Here is a 15,018-nt window from a genome sequence, read left to right as displayed (position 1 = left end):
ACCTGTGGTGGTCCTCTTCCCCTTGGATGCCTGCTCGGCTAAACTGACTTACAAAGAAACATGTCATTCATCGCCATAACATGAGGAGCGGCTATGGGAAGCTCTGTCTGTGCAGTAGGCAGGAGCCTATGTGCGTTCTTTTTGGTGCTCGGCGTCGGCATACTTGAAGCTTCGGAATCATCAAGCGAGCAATCACTACAGGAAGGCCGGCAGATATTCCACACACGCTGCGCCGGATGCCATGGCCTCAAAGGGAAGGGGGATGGGTATCGGTTGTTGGGGCCTGCTCCCGCAGATCTTACTTCGCCCCGAGTCCAGGAGAAAACGGACGAGGATTTGCTGAAGTCAATCAACCATGGCAAACCAAACATGCCGCCCTGGGACGTTGCGCTGACGGCATCCGAGCGAGAGAGCATCCTTGCTTATGTCCGCACCTTGGCCGAGTAAGACACGAGCGGGTTGTAGACGTAAGAGCGCCTCCTGGAATGAAACGGCGAGTCGATGAGAGATCCGTAGATACGAACGTGAAGAGAGAAGATTGGGCTTTCTCCTGCAAGAGATGGCAGGTATACTAAGACATTACATGAAACAGTGCTGACTGCTATCTTGGCGCTCGCCCGGATTCATTTCGCGATCGATCCCCGAGTCTTTGCAGTTCTCGCTGTTGGATAACCCTTGCCCTAAGTAAGGACCAGCGATTTCCCAATTCACAAATGGAGGATATACCGTTATGACGCAGTCGAACAGTGAATCCGTCCGTGAAGAGAAGAAATGGGTGCGAATTCCAAACGGAACCAAAGTTCGTGTCGGTGCAGGAGGACGAGACGGAACGATCGATGGTTTGACGGAGCTGGTGACCGGGTCGCGCCGCAACCCTGACGGGCGCACGCAATATCGCATCAATGTGGGGGAACCGGAACGAACCTTGGCGGTGGAGGACGATTTGGTCATCCTGACCGACGCGGATGGATTAGTCTTGATCGCGAAGCAGGCGGTGGAGTACCGGTCTTACGTCAGCCAGCAACTTCATGCGGTGCTGGCTGACGATCGATTCGTCAAGATCGGGTCATCCTGAGCGGGAGTCCCGCTGGACTTCGGCCGGCTGCTCGCTAAAAGAGCGGCGGCTGGGGGCCCCAGTGTAGTCCTTCCAAATCCGGATCTTCCCCCTCGGGACGGGGGCCGCGAGAGTCCTTTTCTGCCTTGCGCTGGGCGCGCCGCGCATCTTTCTCGCGTTGCTTCTGTTGTTTCGCCTTCTCGCGGTCACGCTTTGCGACGGTTGTTTTGCCTGGTCGTCCGATGGCGTCCTCCTTGGAATACTTTGGTGAGCCGTCCGCTGTCCTTCACGGGGCAGTTATTCGGTCGCCCCTCGTCGCCTGCGAGCGCTTCCCGTCTCCTTCGCTTCTGAACGCGAGCGTGTGCCTTGACCAAATCCCCGACTTGCCAAGGATGTGACTTGCCTCCTGATCTCCTCAATCGAAACGGCGGATTCATGGGTTGTAGCGGGCAATCCCAGAGTATCCCAACAAATTTTGGGCTTGTGAACCGGGCGTTTCTTTTTCGCCGCAGTCTTATTTCTCCTCCACACGCTGGACATTTTCATGGTGCTCCTTTCGACAGGTTACCCGCGGAAAAGTCAGTGAATGCCGAACTAACCTCGATCCAGTCCCTTGACGACACATGGGGAGGGGGCAGGCGCATAGGAGCAGCGTACTAGGTTTCCAATCGCGCTGGGGATGCCGGATGGCTCGGATGCGCGAGGACTAGGATAGCGCTCGTGGCTCGTACGAACTCACACCCTACCATTTAAACAAAAAGGAGTCAATCAGAGCACGAGGGGAGCCGCCCCCTGAAAAGGCGTCCAACGGCTATTACTGCACGCAGCCGGCTACCGGGAGGGACGGCGTATCCCGAGCTTCCTGATCCGGCTGCGCAGTGTCTCCGGATTCAGCCCCAGGAGTTCGGCCGCTCCGCCGGTGCCATAGATCCGCCAGTTTGTCTGCTCCAGGACCTTGAGAATATGGGTCCGTTCCAGTTCGCCGAGATTGAGGGAACGTTCCTCCTGAGGGAGCGACGCGGTCGAAGCCGGAAGAAAGACTTCGTCCACGCTGATGGTGGAGGAATGAGACAGAATGACAGCCCGTTCAATAACATTCTGTAACTCACGCACGTTTCCCGGCCAGTTGTAGTCCACGAGCCGCTGAAGTGACGGAGCGTCAAACTTCAACTGAGGCCGATTCATTTTCACGCCGAGTCGGCTGAGAAAATGTTGGGCCAGCAAGATGATGTCCTGCCGGCGTTCACGGAGCGGGGGAACCGAAATCGGAAAAATATGCAGTCGATAAAATAGGTCCGCCCGGAACAGGCCTTTGCTCACCCCGGCCGCCAGATCGGCATTGGTGGCGGCAATCAATCGCACATCGACGGAAATCGGCTGCGTACCACCGACCCTGTCCACCATTCCATCCTGGAGCACCCGCAACAGTTTGACCTGCGCTTCCAGCGGCATCTCCCCGATCTCGTCCAGAAACAGAGTGCCCTTGTTTGCCAGTTCAAATCGCCCCGCACGCCGCTGGCCCGCGCCCGTGAAGGCGCCCCGCTCGTGACCAAAGAGTTCGCTTTCGATGAGGCCGGCCGGCAAGGCCGCGCAGTTGACCCGGATAAACGGCTTGTCGCTGCGCGGACTCAAATCATGGATCGCCCGCGCCAGAACCTCTTTGCCGGTTCCCGTTTCGCCCAAGAGCAATGCCGTCGTTTGAGTCGGGGCGACAGCTTTCACCAGCTCGATGACTTTGCGAAATGCCGGGGATTCGCCGATGACGGAGCCCAAATTCCGACTGGCCTTCACTTCTTCGGCCAGATATTCGTTCTCCAAGCGCAGTTTTTCACTCAGCTGCTTGATTTGCTGATAGGCCAACACGTGATCAATGGCATAGGCGATCTGCGTCGCCACTTGCTGCAAAAACTTCAAGTCATCGGGGTCTGGTTCTCCGGGCTGGGCGCTGCCGATGTTTAAAGTGCCGAGACAATTTTCTCGAACGAGCAGGGGAAGATTGATCATCCGTCCCAGCCCTTCCTGCACGTAGTACGCATCTTCCAGAAAAACCTGCTCGCGCTGCAGGTCGGGCCGCACATGGACGCGACCATGCGAGTAGACCCAACCGACCGCGCTGCCGTCGCGCGGGATTACGGCATCATGACGAAGCGCGGGGGTCTCCATGTTGGTCAACACGGCATAGAAACGAAAGGAATCGTTTGCCGGTTCGTAGAGCGTGATGCCGGCGCGATCCCAGGGAATCACCTTTTGAATTTGATCCGCAATGACCCGCCACAGGCTTTCGAGATCCCGCTGAGAGTTCAACGCATTAGTGACTTCCAGCAGGGTCTCGAGATTGAGGCTGGCGCCTTTGTTGTCGGTTAAAAGTTTGTCCATAGTTGCACGATTCCCCAATCTTGGTCGGCCGAGGTTCCGAGTTGATTTCGGATGTAAGAGCCGGAAAAGAAGTGGCCGTAGATGACGGCCAACGATATTTTCCCGTCTGCAAAAAAATGGGACCAAGACACATCGATCTCGTCCCCCACATGGTTGGCGGTGTTATCCGCACGGGAAAAGATCAGCGGGCCCTGTGAGCCTCGATACCAGTTATCACGGGCACTAGCCAAATACTTCCGTAACGCCCAGATTTCGATATGATCACGAGCCGTCGGCCTGGCTTGAAAATTCACATGCGGTTGAACACTGTTGCGCCATGCGCCGTTCAGCATGTAGCCGACATGAAGAAAATTCGTCGGAAAGAAATTTTCAAACGTATTGGCATTCCCTCCGCAGCTGCGTGACACGAGGCCGCCCGGCGTGACGCAGTTGGCGTCACCATCTCCTGAAGCATAGTCGAATCCGGCAGCCACGCGGGGTTTCCAACGGTGGTCGTACCAGGTATAGCCCAACCATGTTCCCGATGCCCAGGCATTGATGCGGAGATTATCCCGGTTGTGGTCCCCGGCGCCATCGGCTGCACGCCCGAATTGATAGGCGATTTCCTGCACGAAATCCCAATTCCCTTTCCGAAGCTCGGCTCTGGCACCGATCATATGGCGAACCTGGGACGAAGACTTGGGGTTGTATTGCCCTGGATTGGCCAGCTCCGACAAGCGGTTATGATACAGCACGTAATAGGGCTCAATGACCATGCCGGAAACGCTTCGTGTTTGATTATACAAAACAACCATGTCCACATCAGCATTGCCGTCATAGCCGGGCAACGGCGTGGGAATGTTCGGGCCGACACTTCCATATGGTGCGGCCTGCGGCAGATCGGTGTCGGAATGCCGGAACCATCCCAATTTTGTATCGAATGAAGAGGTTGCGTAACTCAACATCACGCCGTCGTGAGAATAGCCCGTATTGGCCCAGTCAAAGTGGCCGAAGAGCCGCTGGTTCCCCAGGACCAAATACTGACGCCCCGCCTTGATACTGAATCCTTGAATGCCGGCCACATTGCGGACGAGCACATAGCCGGCACGGACGCCGAGACGGCATTGGCCCGGCTGAGAAAATCCGCAATTATGGTTCAGTGGATCGCCGCCGTCGCCCCCATTCAAGGGGTTGCCGTTTCCTCCCCACGTGGCTGAATCCTCAATCTCGAAGTAGAAATTCGCGTCCGGCGAGAGATCATAGCCGACTCCCAACCTCGCCCACTGTTGAACATAAAAGTCACTGGCGCTGCGACCGGGAAAGGCTCCGGTTCCACTCCCATCCGGAGCCAAGCTGTTGCAGGAGCCATTCATCGGCGCTCCGCCGCCGAAACAGACTCCATTGCGCCACTCAGGCCGAACCCTGAGATCGGCCCGCATCCAAAATTTGCGTAGATCGAACACGGTCCGGGCCGGCGGGTCATACTCCTCATAACCCTCCTGTGGCCAGGCATTCGGAAGAACATAGCCTGGCTGCATGGGCCCATAGTCGGTCGACAATTCTGCGGCTTGAAGGAGCGATGGTAGCCGCAGGTCACAAAAAGCAGCACAGGCGAATGTGGCAAGAACAAAAAAGATCGTGAACGGGCTATCCGGCCGGCGCATGAGCCATCATCTGGGTTTTCCTCAGAACCGCCTGTCCTGAATAAAGCAGAACTGGAGCCGGCACTGTCGCGCCGACTCCAGTTCTTGTGACAGAGATGATCTACAGGACGAACGGTTAGAACGCCATGCTGGCTCGTTCCTCCATATCTCTGATGAAGTTCTCATACTTCTTCACATCCTCGGCGCCCTTGGCTCGGACATGCCGGTCGCGGGCGTGGAATTCGTCAGGAGTAACCTTATAGCAGAAGTCCCAGAGCGCGTCTGCGCTGTGCGCGTCTATGCCGCCGACACGCGCTTCCAGCATGACCATAAAGGTGTTCACTCCTTCATAGGTTGCCTGGCGATTCCCTGCGCGATGATCCTCGCGCACCTTACCAAGTTGCTTCAGAAACGGATCAAAGTCGCCGGGGATGACACCTTTCTCCGCTAGCGTCTGATAGGTCACGACTTGGCCCAAAAGTTCCTCCGACCAGGCCGGGGATTTCTGGCTGGTGGTCGATCCCCAGAGTGCCGGCTCAGCTATGACAGGTTTGGTTTCGGAAAAGGCCTGGGCCGCAGTGAGCCCCAAAAAGCCCGACGCGGCCAACGCCGCGCATGTGGATAGAAACGTGATCTGACGCTTCATGATATTCCTCCCTTAGATATCGATCGGCCTAATTTTTGACTTCGTTGAATCAGCCTACAAACATGTGCCTTGCTTGGTTGTCATTCACAGCAACTAGCGTGCCATAACCAGTAATAATGTAAGATTGTGAATTCATTATAGAATTGTGAAAGTGGCCATGCCGGCATCATGGTCCTCACCGTTGTACAAAACGGTTAATCCGTGAATGGCAACGGTTCGAGTGCGGGATACCGCAGAATTGGCGAGGGCTGGGAATCGGACCGGGTGGTCGAACGCGCGTATCGATTTTTATCTCAATGAAGAAACGCCTGCCTGTTTGCTTTCAAGCTCGGCCCAGCGCCGGTACAACCGTTCGACTTCTTCGCGAGCTGTTTCCATTGCACCAAGCCGTTCTTGCAGCGCGGCGGCATTGCAGACAACGGCCGGATCTTCGAGGCTCGTCTGACAGGAAGCGAGCATCGTTTCCGCTTTCAGTATATTCTCTTCGATGGCATCCCACTCACGCTGTTCGTGATACGACAGCTTGTGTTTGTGTGAGAATCGGGTCTGATGGTTGTCCGTCGCGGTCGATGCCGAAGATGGTTTTGTAAAATCATGAGACGGAGAGGCGCTATGATTTTGAGCCGCCTCCCATTGCGCGAGATCGGCGTACCACTCCGCCCCACCGCGGCCGTCCAGCGCTAACAGGACCGTGGAGAGTCGATCAAGCAGCCACCGGTCATGGGTGACCAGAACGACCGCGCCGGGAAAGTCCACGAGATTTTCTTCCAGTACGTCCAAGGTTGGAATATCGAGGTCGTTGGTCGGTTCATCGAGAATCAACAGATCCGCGGGCTGGCACATGAGGCGGGCGATCAATAAACGAGCTTGCTCTCCGCCGGATAGTCGGGACACGGGCAGATCAAGTTGTTCGGGGCGAAAGAGGAACCGCTTGGCCCATGACACGAGATGTATCGAGCGGTCCCGAAAAATGACGGCATCTCCGGTCGGGGCCAACGCGCTTGCCAGCGTACTCGATTGATCCAGCGAATCACGATGCTGCTCGAATGACAGGATACGTAATCCTTCCGCTCGAGTGATCGTGCCGGAATCGTGAGCAAGCGTCCCGGCCAGCAATCGTAACAGTGTCGTCTTGCCGCTCCCATTGGGGCCCAATATTCCCAGTCGCTGGCCCGGCCCCAACCGTAGATCCAAATCCGTCAGCACCGGCTTGCCCCCCAGCGATTTGCCGATACCGGTGGCGACGAGCAGCTGCTTGGACCTGCGGCCGGATGAAGAGAAATCGATGTCGACCCGGGAGGCGGCGGACCGGGCCTTACCGCGGGCCGCCTCCTCGATCAATGCGGCTGCCGCCTGCACGCGGCCTTTCGCCTTGGTCGTGCGGGCCTTAGGTCCCCGCCGCAACCATTCGACTTCGCGGCGGACGCGATTGGCCAACGAGGCCTGGTAGTCGGCCTGAACCTGTAGCGCGGCTTCCCGCTGCTCCAGAAAATCGCTGTAGCGTCCCTTGGCTTCGAACAGGCCTCCGGGATAGCGCGGATTCAATTCCACCATGCGCGATGCAATCGATTCGAGGAAGCGCCGGTCATGGCTCACCACGAGAAACGCTTTGGCTTGGGCCTTGAGCAATGATTCCAGCCACACGATGCCGTCGAGATCCAGATGATTAGTGGGCTCGTCCATCAACAGGACATCCGGCTCCAGGAGCAAGGACTTGATGATGGCCAGGCGCTTGCTCCATCCTCCGGACAAGCCGGCGACCGGCTGATCGGCCTCTCGGAAACAACCGATACTCAACGCTCTGGCGAGCCGGCCGGCCTGATCATGAGGGTTCATCCCCGCCATGCGCAAGGCCTCACACAATTCATCTTCGACCGTCAGGGTCTGATTCACTATCGGGTCTTGTGCGACGTAGCCGATCCGCAGATGTCGCCTCGCGGTTCTGGTGCCGTTGTCAGGGGATTCTATGCCGGCAAAGATCTTGAGCAGCGTGGACTTTCCTGAGCCGTTCGGTCCGACAATTGCCATATGATCGCCTTCATTCAACCCCAAAGAAAGCCCGGTGAAGAGGGGCCTTGGACCGTAGCTTTTACTGATCGATTCACAACTTAGCAGAATAGTCCGCGCCATCCATTATCCGTTCTGTTTGACCCGTGGTGACTGTATTCGGCCCGGCCGAGAGGAATGAGTATACGGGCTACTTCGTGTGCGAAGCCAGAGCCTGTTCCGCCGAGACACCTAGGGAACGCGCCAGTGCCCACCGAACCGGAGAGAGGGTATCCTGATCTGAGAGCTGATCGAACGTACACCAAAAGCAGCGGAGAGGAACCTCTATGGTATTACCATTCATGAGCCCGGACGACAGCGCCGTGGAATTATTGCGCAAAGATCATGAAAAACTGAAATCGCTGTTTCGTGATTTCGAGGCGGCTGCCGACAGAGAGAAGCAGCCGATCGTCGGAGAGGCCCTCATGGAATTGGAGGCGCATGCGGCGGTGGAAGAGGACCTGTTTTATCCCGCAATACTGGAGGATGCTCCTGATGCCAAGGCCAACCTTGACGAGTCGCTGGAAGAGCACCATGTGAGGAAACTGTTGATCGCCGAACTGCGGGACGTGGGCGCCGGCAGTGAACGGTATGCCGCCAAGTTCCGCGTCCTGGCGGAAAATGTAACACACCATATCAAAGAAGAAGAAGCGGAACTGTTTGCCCGTGCCCGAACCGGAAAACTGGACCTTGTCGCACTGGGCAAACAAATCGAGCGTGCTAAAGCATCATGGCGGACCATGTTCAATCGGCGAGTCGAGGACGGGCGGCCCGCTACCGATGCGGGCACAACACGCGAGCGTCGCCGGACTATGCCGCCGCGATCGACCCGCGTAAGAACGGCGAAAAAACGGGCCAAACGTCCGACCTGCTGAAAGTCTTCCTGAACTAAACTCACCGCCGCTTTCTATTGCTGCTTCGCCGAGTCCGGCATGGGTGGCTTCTAGGTGCGGCTCACCACCGTCAATCGGCCGCGTACGCGCTGGCCTTCAGCAACACCCGATTCAGCGACTCAGCGGGTGTCAACTGCTCGGCATAGAGAACGCTATACTGTTGCTGCATATGGCCGAAAAACGACGCCCGTCGCTCTTCAGGAATCTCCAGCAAAGTGGCGAACGATGTGAGATATTCACCGCGTCCTTGCGCAACATCGGTTTTTAAACTTTGGAAACTGTAGGCTGTGAACGCCCGTAATTTGTGCTCAGCCTTGACCGGACCGTCCCCGGAAAACCATGCTCCGGGCGTCGTGCTGGACGTCACTTCTTTCGTCGGTTCCGTGAACTCTGATGTGGCTGCGCTAACACCGCCCGAAATGTCCGATGTGGCGTCGAACGGAGCCTTAGTGAGTTCCGTCGTCGCGTCCGTAATGCACGCAGTGAAGAGAAAGCCGATAGGAAGTAGCGTATGAGCGAGAGATAGGCGATAGCGCATGGTAAACCCTCCAAGGTTTCAGAATGAGCGGAAGTATCTCAATGAAAGGTTCATTGCCTGTACTAGGGAACGCCCTAGTTTGACCTGGCTCACACCCTGAACTCGAGAGCGAGAAATAAGATTGAGGCCGGTGCGGGAAAGCGGAATCCTTCGGAAGGACCGCTCAGTATGTGGCGCCCAGATGGTCCGGTTCTGCCGCCATACCGTCGGCGAATGTCGTCGCCAACGACCTGCTCTCGATAAAGATAATGCCGCGATCTGTCCGGCTGTCGAATGTCAAATTGATTTCGGTATCTTCGCCGCGCCAGTTTCCTTGCTTGACGGCCTTTCCCGCAATCTGTCCCGGCGTTCGATCGAGGGGACCGTGTTTCGATTCAAGGAAAGCCACAATTTGCTGGTGGGCCTCCAGGCCGTGATAGCGGATCGTCACCCGGCCGAACTGTCCGTCGATGGTGACAAACCGCATGGAATCGATTGGCGCCCGACCGAAGGACGACGGACCTTGTTTGAGCTCATATCCTTTCACCCTGCGGCCATTTTCTACAAGCTTAAAGTCGTCCGACTCCGTAAAGGCGACTCCCCACGGAATTCCTTCGAACCCCTTAGGGTCCCCCTGCATCGGCACCGGCTCGGCTTGGGGAGGGAAGAGGCCGAGCATGGCGAGTCCCACAACAGCGCTCATTGCAAAACTATATGATCGTATCCGTCCCATGAGTGCCTCTGCGATAAAAATGTGGCGGTTACTCTAACGTCCTGCAAGCGGGTCTCACGGATTATAATCCCCGCCTCCGTGCTTGTCACCAGCCCGGGCGCGGTGTATGGATGGCGGCATTTGTGTTCTTCCGGAGTCCTATGTACAAATCGCGCGCCTCGATGCAGAAGAAACGGAAAAGGAAGCGACCGGCGAATCTGTTTCATCCGCTCTATTGGCCGTCCTGGATCGGGGTCGCCTGCATGCGGACTCTGGCCCTGTTGCCTTACCGCTGGCAATGCATCCTGGGTCGATGGGCGGGCCTGTTACTGCGGCTCATGCACGACAAACGGCGCGAGACCGTCGATATTAATCTTGCCGCCTGCTTTCCCGACCTCTCTGCGAGAGAGCGGGCGATCTTGGCCAAGCGCTGCTTTGAATCGCTCGGCATGGCCCTCTGTGAAACCTCCATAGCCTGGTGGGTTCATGACCCGCGGGCGCGCTGCGCCTGTCGCATCGTAGGATTGGACCATATCCGCGCGGCGCTCGAGAACGGGCGCGGAGTCCTACTATGCAGCGCGCATCTGCATACGGCCGAGTTGGCTGGGCGCTTCATGGCGCTCGAACAGCCGGTCACCATTATCTTTCGCCCGCAGAATGACCGGGTGATCGAGGCGGTGGCCCATCGCCGCAGAGCGGCATACTATCCCAACATGATTCACTATCGCGACATGCGGAACGTTGTCCGGGCGTTGCGGCGTAATGAAGTCGTCTGGTACGCCCCCGATATCGATGCCGGGACAAAACGAAGCGTCTTCGTTCCTTTTTTTGGCGTGCCGGCTGCTTCATTGACGGCCACCGCGCGTCTAGCTAAGTTGACCGGCGCGCCGGTTGTGCCCTGCTTCTATTTCAGGCGGGCCGACCGGACCGGCTATGACATTCATGTGGAACCGGCGCTTGAAGGGTATCCCAGCGGTGATCTGACGGTTGATACGGCCCGCGTCAATGAACTCATCGAAGCCGCGATTCGCCGTCACCCCGAACAATACCTGTGGCAACATCGGCGATTTAAAAGCAGGCCGGCCGGCGCCACGCCGCTCTATGGAGAGAGAGGTCAGAGAAGGTAGCTAGGTATATCTGCAAGTTTAGGCATCTGCGCGGTTGCATAATTGTATTCTCGAAATGCCGGTCCTATTGTACAGTGGGGCAAGCGCAAGGGAGGCTACGTATGGACGCTATGACGCAGCAGCCGCTCGACCTTCGCCAACATCCTCGGCTTCGCATTCCCGCTCCGTTTGCCTGTTCTTTCCAGAGGCGCGGATTAACGAAGTGGATCCGCGGTAATCATGAGGGGCTCGGCGTGGTGTTCGATGTGTCGGTCAAGGGAGCCAAAGTCATGAGCGAGACGGGGATTGAGCCGGGTGAGCGCATGTCGGTCAGCCTGCGTCTTCCCAACCAGATTTCTCCCATGACGGTTGAAGAGGTGGCGGTCAGGTGGGGAAGGGATCAGACCTACGGCCTTGAATTCTTGGATCTCTCGCCAGTCGCGGAGATGCGTCTTCGGAAGTTCATTGCGATCGCCGGACGGCAAGCCAAATAGCCCGCCCAACGCCTGGACGCAGAAGCCGCGTCAGTCCTTCCGGGGATGAATGCCGCTTCAAGGCACCTCAATAGATCCAGGTCACCAGCAAGGTCACCACATTCTTCGTGTAGTCATAGACCGGGATATTGGACGCGTTTCTGATGCGCAGATATTGTAAGGCGGCGGTGAGATTGTAGGGTAAAGGCTTTGAAAGTTGGACGAATACATCCTGTTCCATGTCGTAACGCTGCGACAGATTCCCGGCTTCATCGGCAAACAATACTTGCGGATGCGAATAAGCCCGCCAATGGATGTCGTACTGCATCCGGAGGGAAAGTTGCTGCCAGGGAAGCGTCAGATCGCCCCCGATCTGCAGCCGATTGCCCGTATACGTAAACGCAGATCCGGCGGCCGCCTCGTTGTCGTATTGATATCCCAATTTGAACAGATAGCGGTCCTGCGCGAAGCGAAAGACATGCAGGAATCCGATCATGTTGTTGAACGCGTCGCGTGAGTCCGCCGCGAATCGGACGTCGGTGTTGGCCGGTTCCCGGAAAAACTCTTTCACCTGATAGCGGTAGAGGAGCGTGGTCAGATTGCCGACAGTGCCAAGGCCGGGCGTCGAAAGATTTGGCGCGACGACCGCGATCGGAAAGGTGAGGCTGTGACGAGATAGAAAGCCGTTCAGATCGAGGAACATATAATCGTAGGTATACTGGCCTCCCACTTCATACGGTATTGTTCCGATGACTCCCCGGTAGACACCCGAAAGCCCGCCCAAGTGGTCTTGAATATTGAACGCACCCACGCCCCGGTTCGTATTGACGGTCTGATAAAGCGAATACGTCGCGGTCGATTCAATCGGTCCGTGACGATACCAGGCATAATCAGCGCGGATGGTGGCCAGGAAGCCCGGCGAGGAAGTCGGCCGGGATCGCAGGGCTTCAGCAATGGGATCTTGGCTGGAGTTGGGGTTCACCGCGACGTTGTCGTCGTAATACCCTCCTAATCCGACTTGGGCGTGAAATCGCCTGCTATCCGTCGTCTTTTTCGCAGTTCCAAGCGCCTCCTGAATCCTCACTGAGGCGCCGGTGATCGGGGACATCGGTTGGATCTGTTGCGCGGACTCCAGTTCCGCCTGCGCCTGTTCCGATAATCCGAGGGTTCCAAGCGCGAGACCTCGATAAAAGAGCGCCAGTTGTCTGATGGTTTGGTCGGTGGACTGATTGGCCGCGAAGGCCGCCGCGGCGCCCTCATAGTCCTTGTTGCGATATCGCAGAAAGCCGACGTAATAGCCCAGATTGTCTCGTGACGGTTGCCGCCGAAACAGTTCTTCCAGTATAGGGCGGGCTTGTTCATAACGACCGGCCGCGAAATTGGCTGAGCCGAGCTGATAGGAAACGTCGAGGTCGGCCGGACGAAGCCGATGCAGCGTGGTGAGCGGATCGATGGCCTGTTCGGGTTCCTCCTGGGCGAGACGTATGAGCCCGAGATAGTAAAGTGCCCGTGGATTGTGCGGGTCGAAGGCCAGCGCTTTCTTCAGCAGCGCGAGTGCCTCCTCGTAACGCTGTTCGTTGTATGCCAGCGCGGCTTGTGCCGCGAGAATATCGCCGTCCGCCTGCTGGGCGTATGCCGAATAAGCGCCGGCGCAATAGAACAGGGTCACGATCAGGGTAATGGCCGGCCAATGGAGTGGAGAGGTGCCCAAAGCTCTGCCCGGGACTCTTGAATAATATTGAGACCGTCTCCTATCATAGGGCGCGTCGCCGAGAAGCCAAGCAGAAAGCCATTTTCGGCAGGTTCTGTTGAATCGGCTCGGGTACGTGGCTAGTCGGAGGCTTTATGCGTATACCTCTCCTTCTCGTTTTCCCCGTCGTCCTGTGTGTCTTATCCACCCTAAGTAATCCGGAATTGGGTCACGCCGAATCGAAAGGCAGATCCGACGTCCATGCCGGGGATCCCTACGGAATTGTGACGGGATTGAGTGGCCTCGCCACCGGCATCACGCCAGGCGGTTCTCGTGAGCTGCGAATCGGTGATCGCGTGGCTGTCGGAGAAGAGGTGTTTGTCGCCACCGGAACGTTGGAAATCCTCTGGGAGCGACGGGCGCTGTTTTCTTTGGAAGGACGGACCAGAATAGCCGTGCGGGAGGCAAAAAATGGGCTGGCCCTATTGGATATCCTTGACGGAGCAGTTCAGATTGCCTATTCGTACAACGAAGGACATCCGACCGATACACTAACCATTCAGACTCCTGCCGCCCGAGCGGTGCTGAGAGGGGGGATTCTGGAAGCGAAAGTTACGCCGACCGGGGAGATCGGCCGCCGGGTGCAGAGCGCGCACGTGGGGAAAACCGCTTCAACAGCGGGCGAACTGCTCCGCATGATCGAGGGACAGGCGCAGATAGAGCCTCGCACGGCTGGGGCGAAATCTTTTTTGCTGAAGGTCGGACATGAATTCCAAACCATGTCGCAAGGTGAGGCGGTTCGGCCGTCACCCGTAAACGACGGCCGCAAGTTGATTCTCCTTCCGGGCCATCAGCAGATGCCTTCCTCAGCGGTTCAACGCATGGTGCGGACTCATGTGGACCATGCTCTTGAGGTCGAGCGGGGGATCAACAAACCGTCTCGGGAGGGGAATGAAATGGATAGGCCGGCCAGGGACACGAGCGGAGCGATTGTCTCCACGAGCCTGGGCATTCCGATCGCCGCTTTTCCGGGAAGCGGTGGGGCGACTGCATCATCCTCTTTGGCGCCCGCAATGCCGGCCGGACCCCTGGTAAGCGGTGGAGGAGCGACAACTGCGGCGCCGCCGGCGCCTGTGCCGATTATTCAGACGCCGACTGTATCCATCTTGACTCCAACCCAATCGGGCGGCATCAACAGCCAATCTCTCCTGCGTGAAGTGTTCCAAGATTTGGGAGGAAGCAAAGGAAAGGCAAAGGGGCACGCCAAAAACTGAAGAGGCGGCCAGAACAGGATCTTCGTACGTATCCCCTGCTAGCTTATTTCGCTCGCACGTCATGTCAATTAATAATTATTTGTTCGGTCTGACGGCGGAGTGGGTGTATGGTAAACCGTGAGACCAACGAAGACGTCAAGGAGTGTTTATTCGGTTCGCGTCTCATAAGAAGGGGCTGTGATGGAATCCTCAGCCAGTAATCGAATTGAATTGCGTCGGCATGAGCGGCAGTTCGTTCCGGACTCCTGTCTGCTCTCGTTTTCCCAATTCACCCTGTCTATTTCCGTCGCCGGCGATGCCGAAGGGGAGGGAATTATCGTGAATCTCTCCCCGAAGGGATGCAAGGTCGAAAGCGAAGCCGCCGTGAAGGTATCTGAGGCGATGTCGTTGATTCTCCTGTTACCCGATCAGAAGACGCCGACCACGGTAGACTTGGCCATCGTGCGATGGGTGAAGGGAGCTGCATTCGGCCTGGAATTCATCTCCATGGGCGCGAATGAGTCCACGCGACTGTTTGAGTTTCTGGCAAACATGGAGAAGCAACCGAAGCCGACGCCATGACTTCGAGAAAACACAAGGGCCTGCCTTGCCGGCCGGGAGAGGTGGGGC

14 protein-coding genes are annotated in these 15,018 nt (G+C 57.2%); 7 read left to right on the top strand and 7 right to left on the bottom strand.

All coding sequences use genetic code 11. The features are described 5' to 3' along the window. Positions 1-93: 93 nt before the first annotated feature. Together ACWGXE_RS14570 and ACWGXE_RS14565 are read left to right on the top strand one after the other, a co-directional pair. A complete protein-coding gene (locus ACWGXE_RS14570) occupies positions 94-447 on the top strand; it encodes a c-type cytochrome (RefSeq protein ID WP_447598589.1) in 354 nt (117 codons plus the stop codon). A 283-nt stretch (positions 448-730) separates the two neighbouring features. Next, positions 731-1,075 carry a hypothetical protein gene (locus ACWGXE_RS14565; RefSeq protein ID WP_447598588.1) on the top strand — a complete coding sequence of 115 codons (345 nt, stop codon included), beginning with the start codon at positions 731-733 and terminating at the stop codon, positions 1,073-1,075. Positions 1,076-1,885: 810 nt separating this feature from the next. Here ACWGXE_RS14565 and ACWGXE_RS14560 read toward each other — a convergent pair. From ACWGXE_RS14560 to ACWGXE_RS14545, 4 genes are all read right to left on the bottom strand, one after another. Further along, complete coding sequence (locus ACWGXE_RS14560) at positions 1,886-3,430, bottom strand: sigma-54-dependent Fis family transcriptional regulator (RefSeq protein WP_447598587.1); 1,545 nt, start codon at positions 3,428-3,430, stop codon at positions 1,886-1,888. Beyond that, entirely contained in the window at positions 3,415-5,073 is a 1,659-nt protein-coding gene (locus ACWGXE_RS14555) for an alginate export family protein (RefSeq protein ID WP_447598586.1), read from the bottom strand. The genes ACWGXE_RS14560 and ACWGXE_RS14555 overlap by 16 nt, the downstream gene beginning before the upstream one ends. Positions 5,074-5,188: 115 nt before the next feature. Further along, positions 5,189-5,698 carry a hypothetical protein gene (locus ACWGXE_RS14550; protein WP_447598584.1) on the bottom strand — a complete coding sequence of 170 codons (510 nt, stop codon included), beginning with the start codon at positions 5,696-5,698 and terminating at the stop codon, positions 5,189-5,191. 288 nt (positions 5,699-5,986) lie between these two features. After that, a complete protein-coding gene (locus tag ACWGXE_RS14545; RefSeq protein WP_447598583.1) occupies positions 5,987-7,726 on the bottom strand; it encodes an ABC-F family ATP-binding cassette domain-containing protein in 1,740 nt (579 codons plus the stop codon). A gap of 305 nt (positions 7,727-8,031) precedes the next feature. Here ACWGXE_RS14545 and ACWGXE_RS14540 point away from each other — a divergent pair, with 305 nt between their 5' ends. Beyond that, positions 8,032-8,619 carry a hemerythrin domain-containing protein gene (locus ACWGXE_RS14540; RefSeq protein WP_447598582.1) on the top strand — a complete coding sequence of 196 codons (588 nt, stop codon included), beginning with the start codon at positions 8,032-8,034 and terminating at the stop codon, positions 8,617-8,619. Between the two features lie 88 nt (positions 8,620-8,707). On the opposite strand, the gene ACWGXE_RS14535 is transcribed toward ACWGXE_RS14540, so the two are convergent. Both ACWGXE_RS14535 and ACWGXE_RS14530 read right to left on the bottom strand, forming a co-directional pair. Then, a complete protein-coding gene (locus ACWGXE_RS14535) occupies positions 8,708-9,175 on the bottom strand; it encodes a DUF3015 family protein (protein WP_447598581.1) in 468 nt (155 codons plus the stop codon). Between the two features lie 163 nt (positions 9,176-9,338). Then, complete coding sequence (locus tag ACWGXE_RS14530; protein ID WP_447598580.1) at positions 9,339-9,887, bottom strand: hypothetical protein; 549 nt, start codon at positions 9,885-9,887, stop codon at positions 9,339-9,341. A 140-nt stretch (positions 9,888-10,027) separates the two neighbouring features. Here ACWGXE_RS14530 and lpxL point away from each other — a divergent pair, with 140 nt between their 5' ends. Continuing rightward, positions 10,028-10,993 (top strand): LpxL/LpxP family Kdo(2)-lipid IV(A) lauroyl/palmitoleoyl acyltransferase, encoded by a 966-nt coding sequence (lpxL, locus tag ACWGXE_RS14525; RefSeq protein ID WP_447598579.1) that lies wholly within the window; start codon positions 10,028-10,030, stop codon positions 10,991-10,993. Positions 10,994-11,094: 101 nt separating this feature from the next. Then, positions 11,095-11,466: a PilZ domain-containing protein gene (locus ACWGXE_RS14520; protein ID WP_447598578.1), complete on the top strand. Its 372-nt coding sequence runs from the start codon at positions 11,095-11,097 to the stop codon at positions 11,464-11,466. 67 nt (positions 11,467-11,533) lie between these two features. Here ACWGXE_RS14520 and ACWGXE_RS14515 read toward each other — a convergent pair whose 3' ends face one another. Next, the gene (locus ACWGXE_RS14515; RefSeq protein WP_447598576.1) at positions 11,534-13,156 is read right to left on the bottom strand and encodes a tetratricopeptide repeat protein; all 1,623 of its coding nucleotides are present in this window, start codon (positions 13,154-13,156) and stop codon (positions 11,534-11,536) included. A gap of 134 nt (positions 13,157-13,290) precedes the next feature. On the opposite strand from ACWGXE_RS14515, the gene ACWGXE_RS14510 reads away from it, so the two are divergent. Continuing rightward, the gene (locus tag ACWGXE_RS14510) at positions 13,291-14,409 is read left to right on the top strand and encodes a hypothetical protein (RefSeq protein WP_447598575.1); all 1,119 of its coding nucleotides are present in this window, start codon (positions 13,291-13,293) and stop codon (positions 14,407-14,409) included. 180 nt (positions 14,410-14,589) lie between these two features. After that, complete coding sequence (locus tag ACWGXE_RS14505) at positions 14,590-14,970, top strand: PilZ domain-containing protein (protein ID WP_447598574.1); 381 nt, start codon at positions 14,590-14,592, stop codon at positions 14,968-14,970. Positions 14,971-15,018 lie beyond the last annotated feature (48 nt).

This window comes from Nitrospira sp. Nam80, assembly GCF_965152575.1.
Note: the sequence above shows the minus strand (reverse complement) of the source record. Positions and strands in the feature narration are given on the sequence as shown.

Bases quoted from the DNA above. Each gene is read 5' to 3' on its own strand.
- ACWGXE_RS14505 (WP_447598574.1), top strand. From the start codon at position 14,590: ATGGAATCCTCAGCCAGTAATCGAATTGAATTGCGTCGGCATGAGCGG.
- ACWGXE_RS14565 (WP_447598588.1), top strand. From the start codon at position 731: ATGACGCAGTCGAACAGTGAATCCGTCCGTGAAGAGAAGAAATGGGTG.
- ACWGXE_RS14535 (WP_447598581.1), bottom strand. From the start codon at position 9,175: ATGCGCTATCGCCTATCTCTCGCTCATACGCTACTTCCTATCGGCTTT.
- ACWGXE_RS14555 (WP_447598586.1), bottom strand. From the start codon at position 5,073: ATGCGCCGGCCGGATAGCCCGTTCACGATCTTTTTTGTTCTTGCCACA.
- ACWGXE_RS14510 (WP_447598575.1), top strand. From the start codon at position 13,291: ATGCGTATACCTCTCCTTCTCGTTTTCCCCGTCGTCCTGTGTGTCTTA.
- lpxL (WP_447598579.1), top strand. From the start codon at position 10,028: ATGTACAAATCGCGCGCCTCGATGCAGAAGAAACGGAAAAGGAAGCGA.
- ACWGXE_RS14570 (WP_447598589.1), top strand. From the start codon at position 94: ATGGGAAGCTCTGTCTGTGCAGTAGGCAGGAGCCTATGTGCGTTCTTT.
- ACWGXE_RS14520 (WP_447598578.1), top strand. From the start codon at position 11,095: ATGGACGCTATGACGCAGCAGCCGCTCGACCTTCGCCAACATCCTCGG.
- ACWGXE_RS14540 (WP_447598582.1), top strand. From the start codon at position 8,032: ATGGTATTACCATTCATGAGCCCGGACGACAGCGCCGTGGAATTATTG.
- ACWGXE_RS14530 (WP_447598580.1), bottom strand. From the start codon at position 9,887: ATGGGACGGATACGATCATATAGTTTTGCAATGAGCGCTGTTGTGGGA.
- ACWGXE_RS14545 (WP_447598583.1), bottom strand. From the start codon at position 7,726: ATGGCAATTGTCGGACCGAACGGCTCAGGAAAGTCCACGCTGCTCAAG.
- ACWGXE_RS14550 (WP_447598584.1), bottom strand. From the start codon at position 5,698: ATGAAGCGTCAGATCACGTTTCTATCCACATGCGCGGCGTTGGCCGCG.
- ACWGXE_RS14560 (WP_447598587.1), bottom strand. From the start codon at position 3,430: ATGGACAAACTTTTAACCGACAACAAAGGCGCCAGCCTCAATCTCGAG.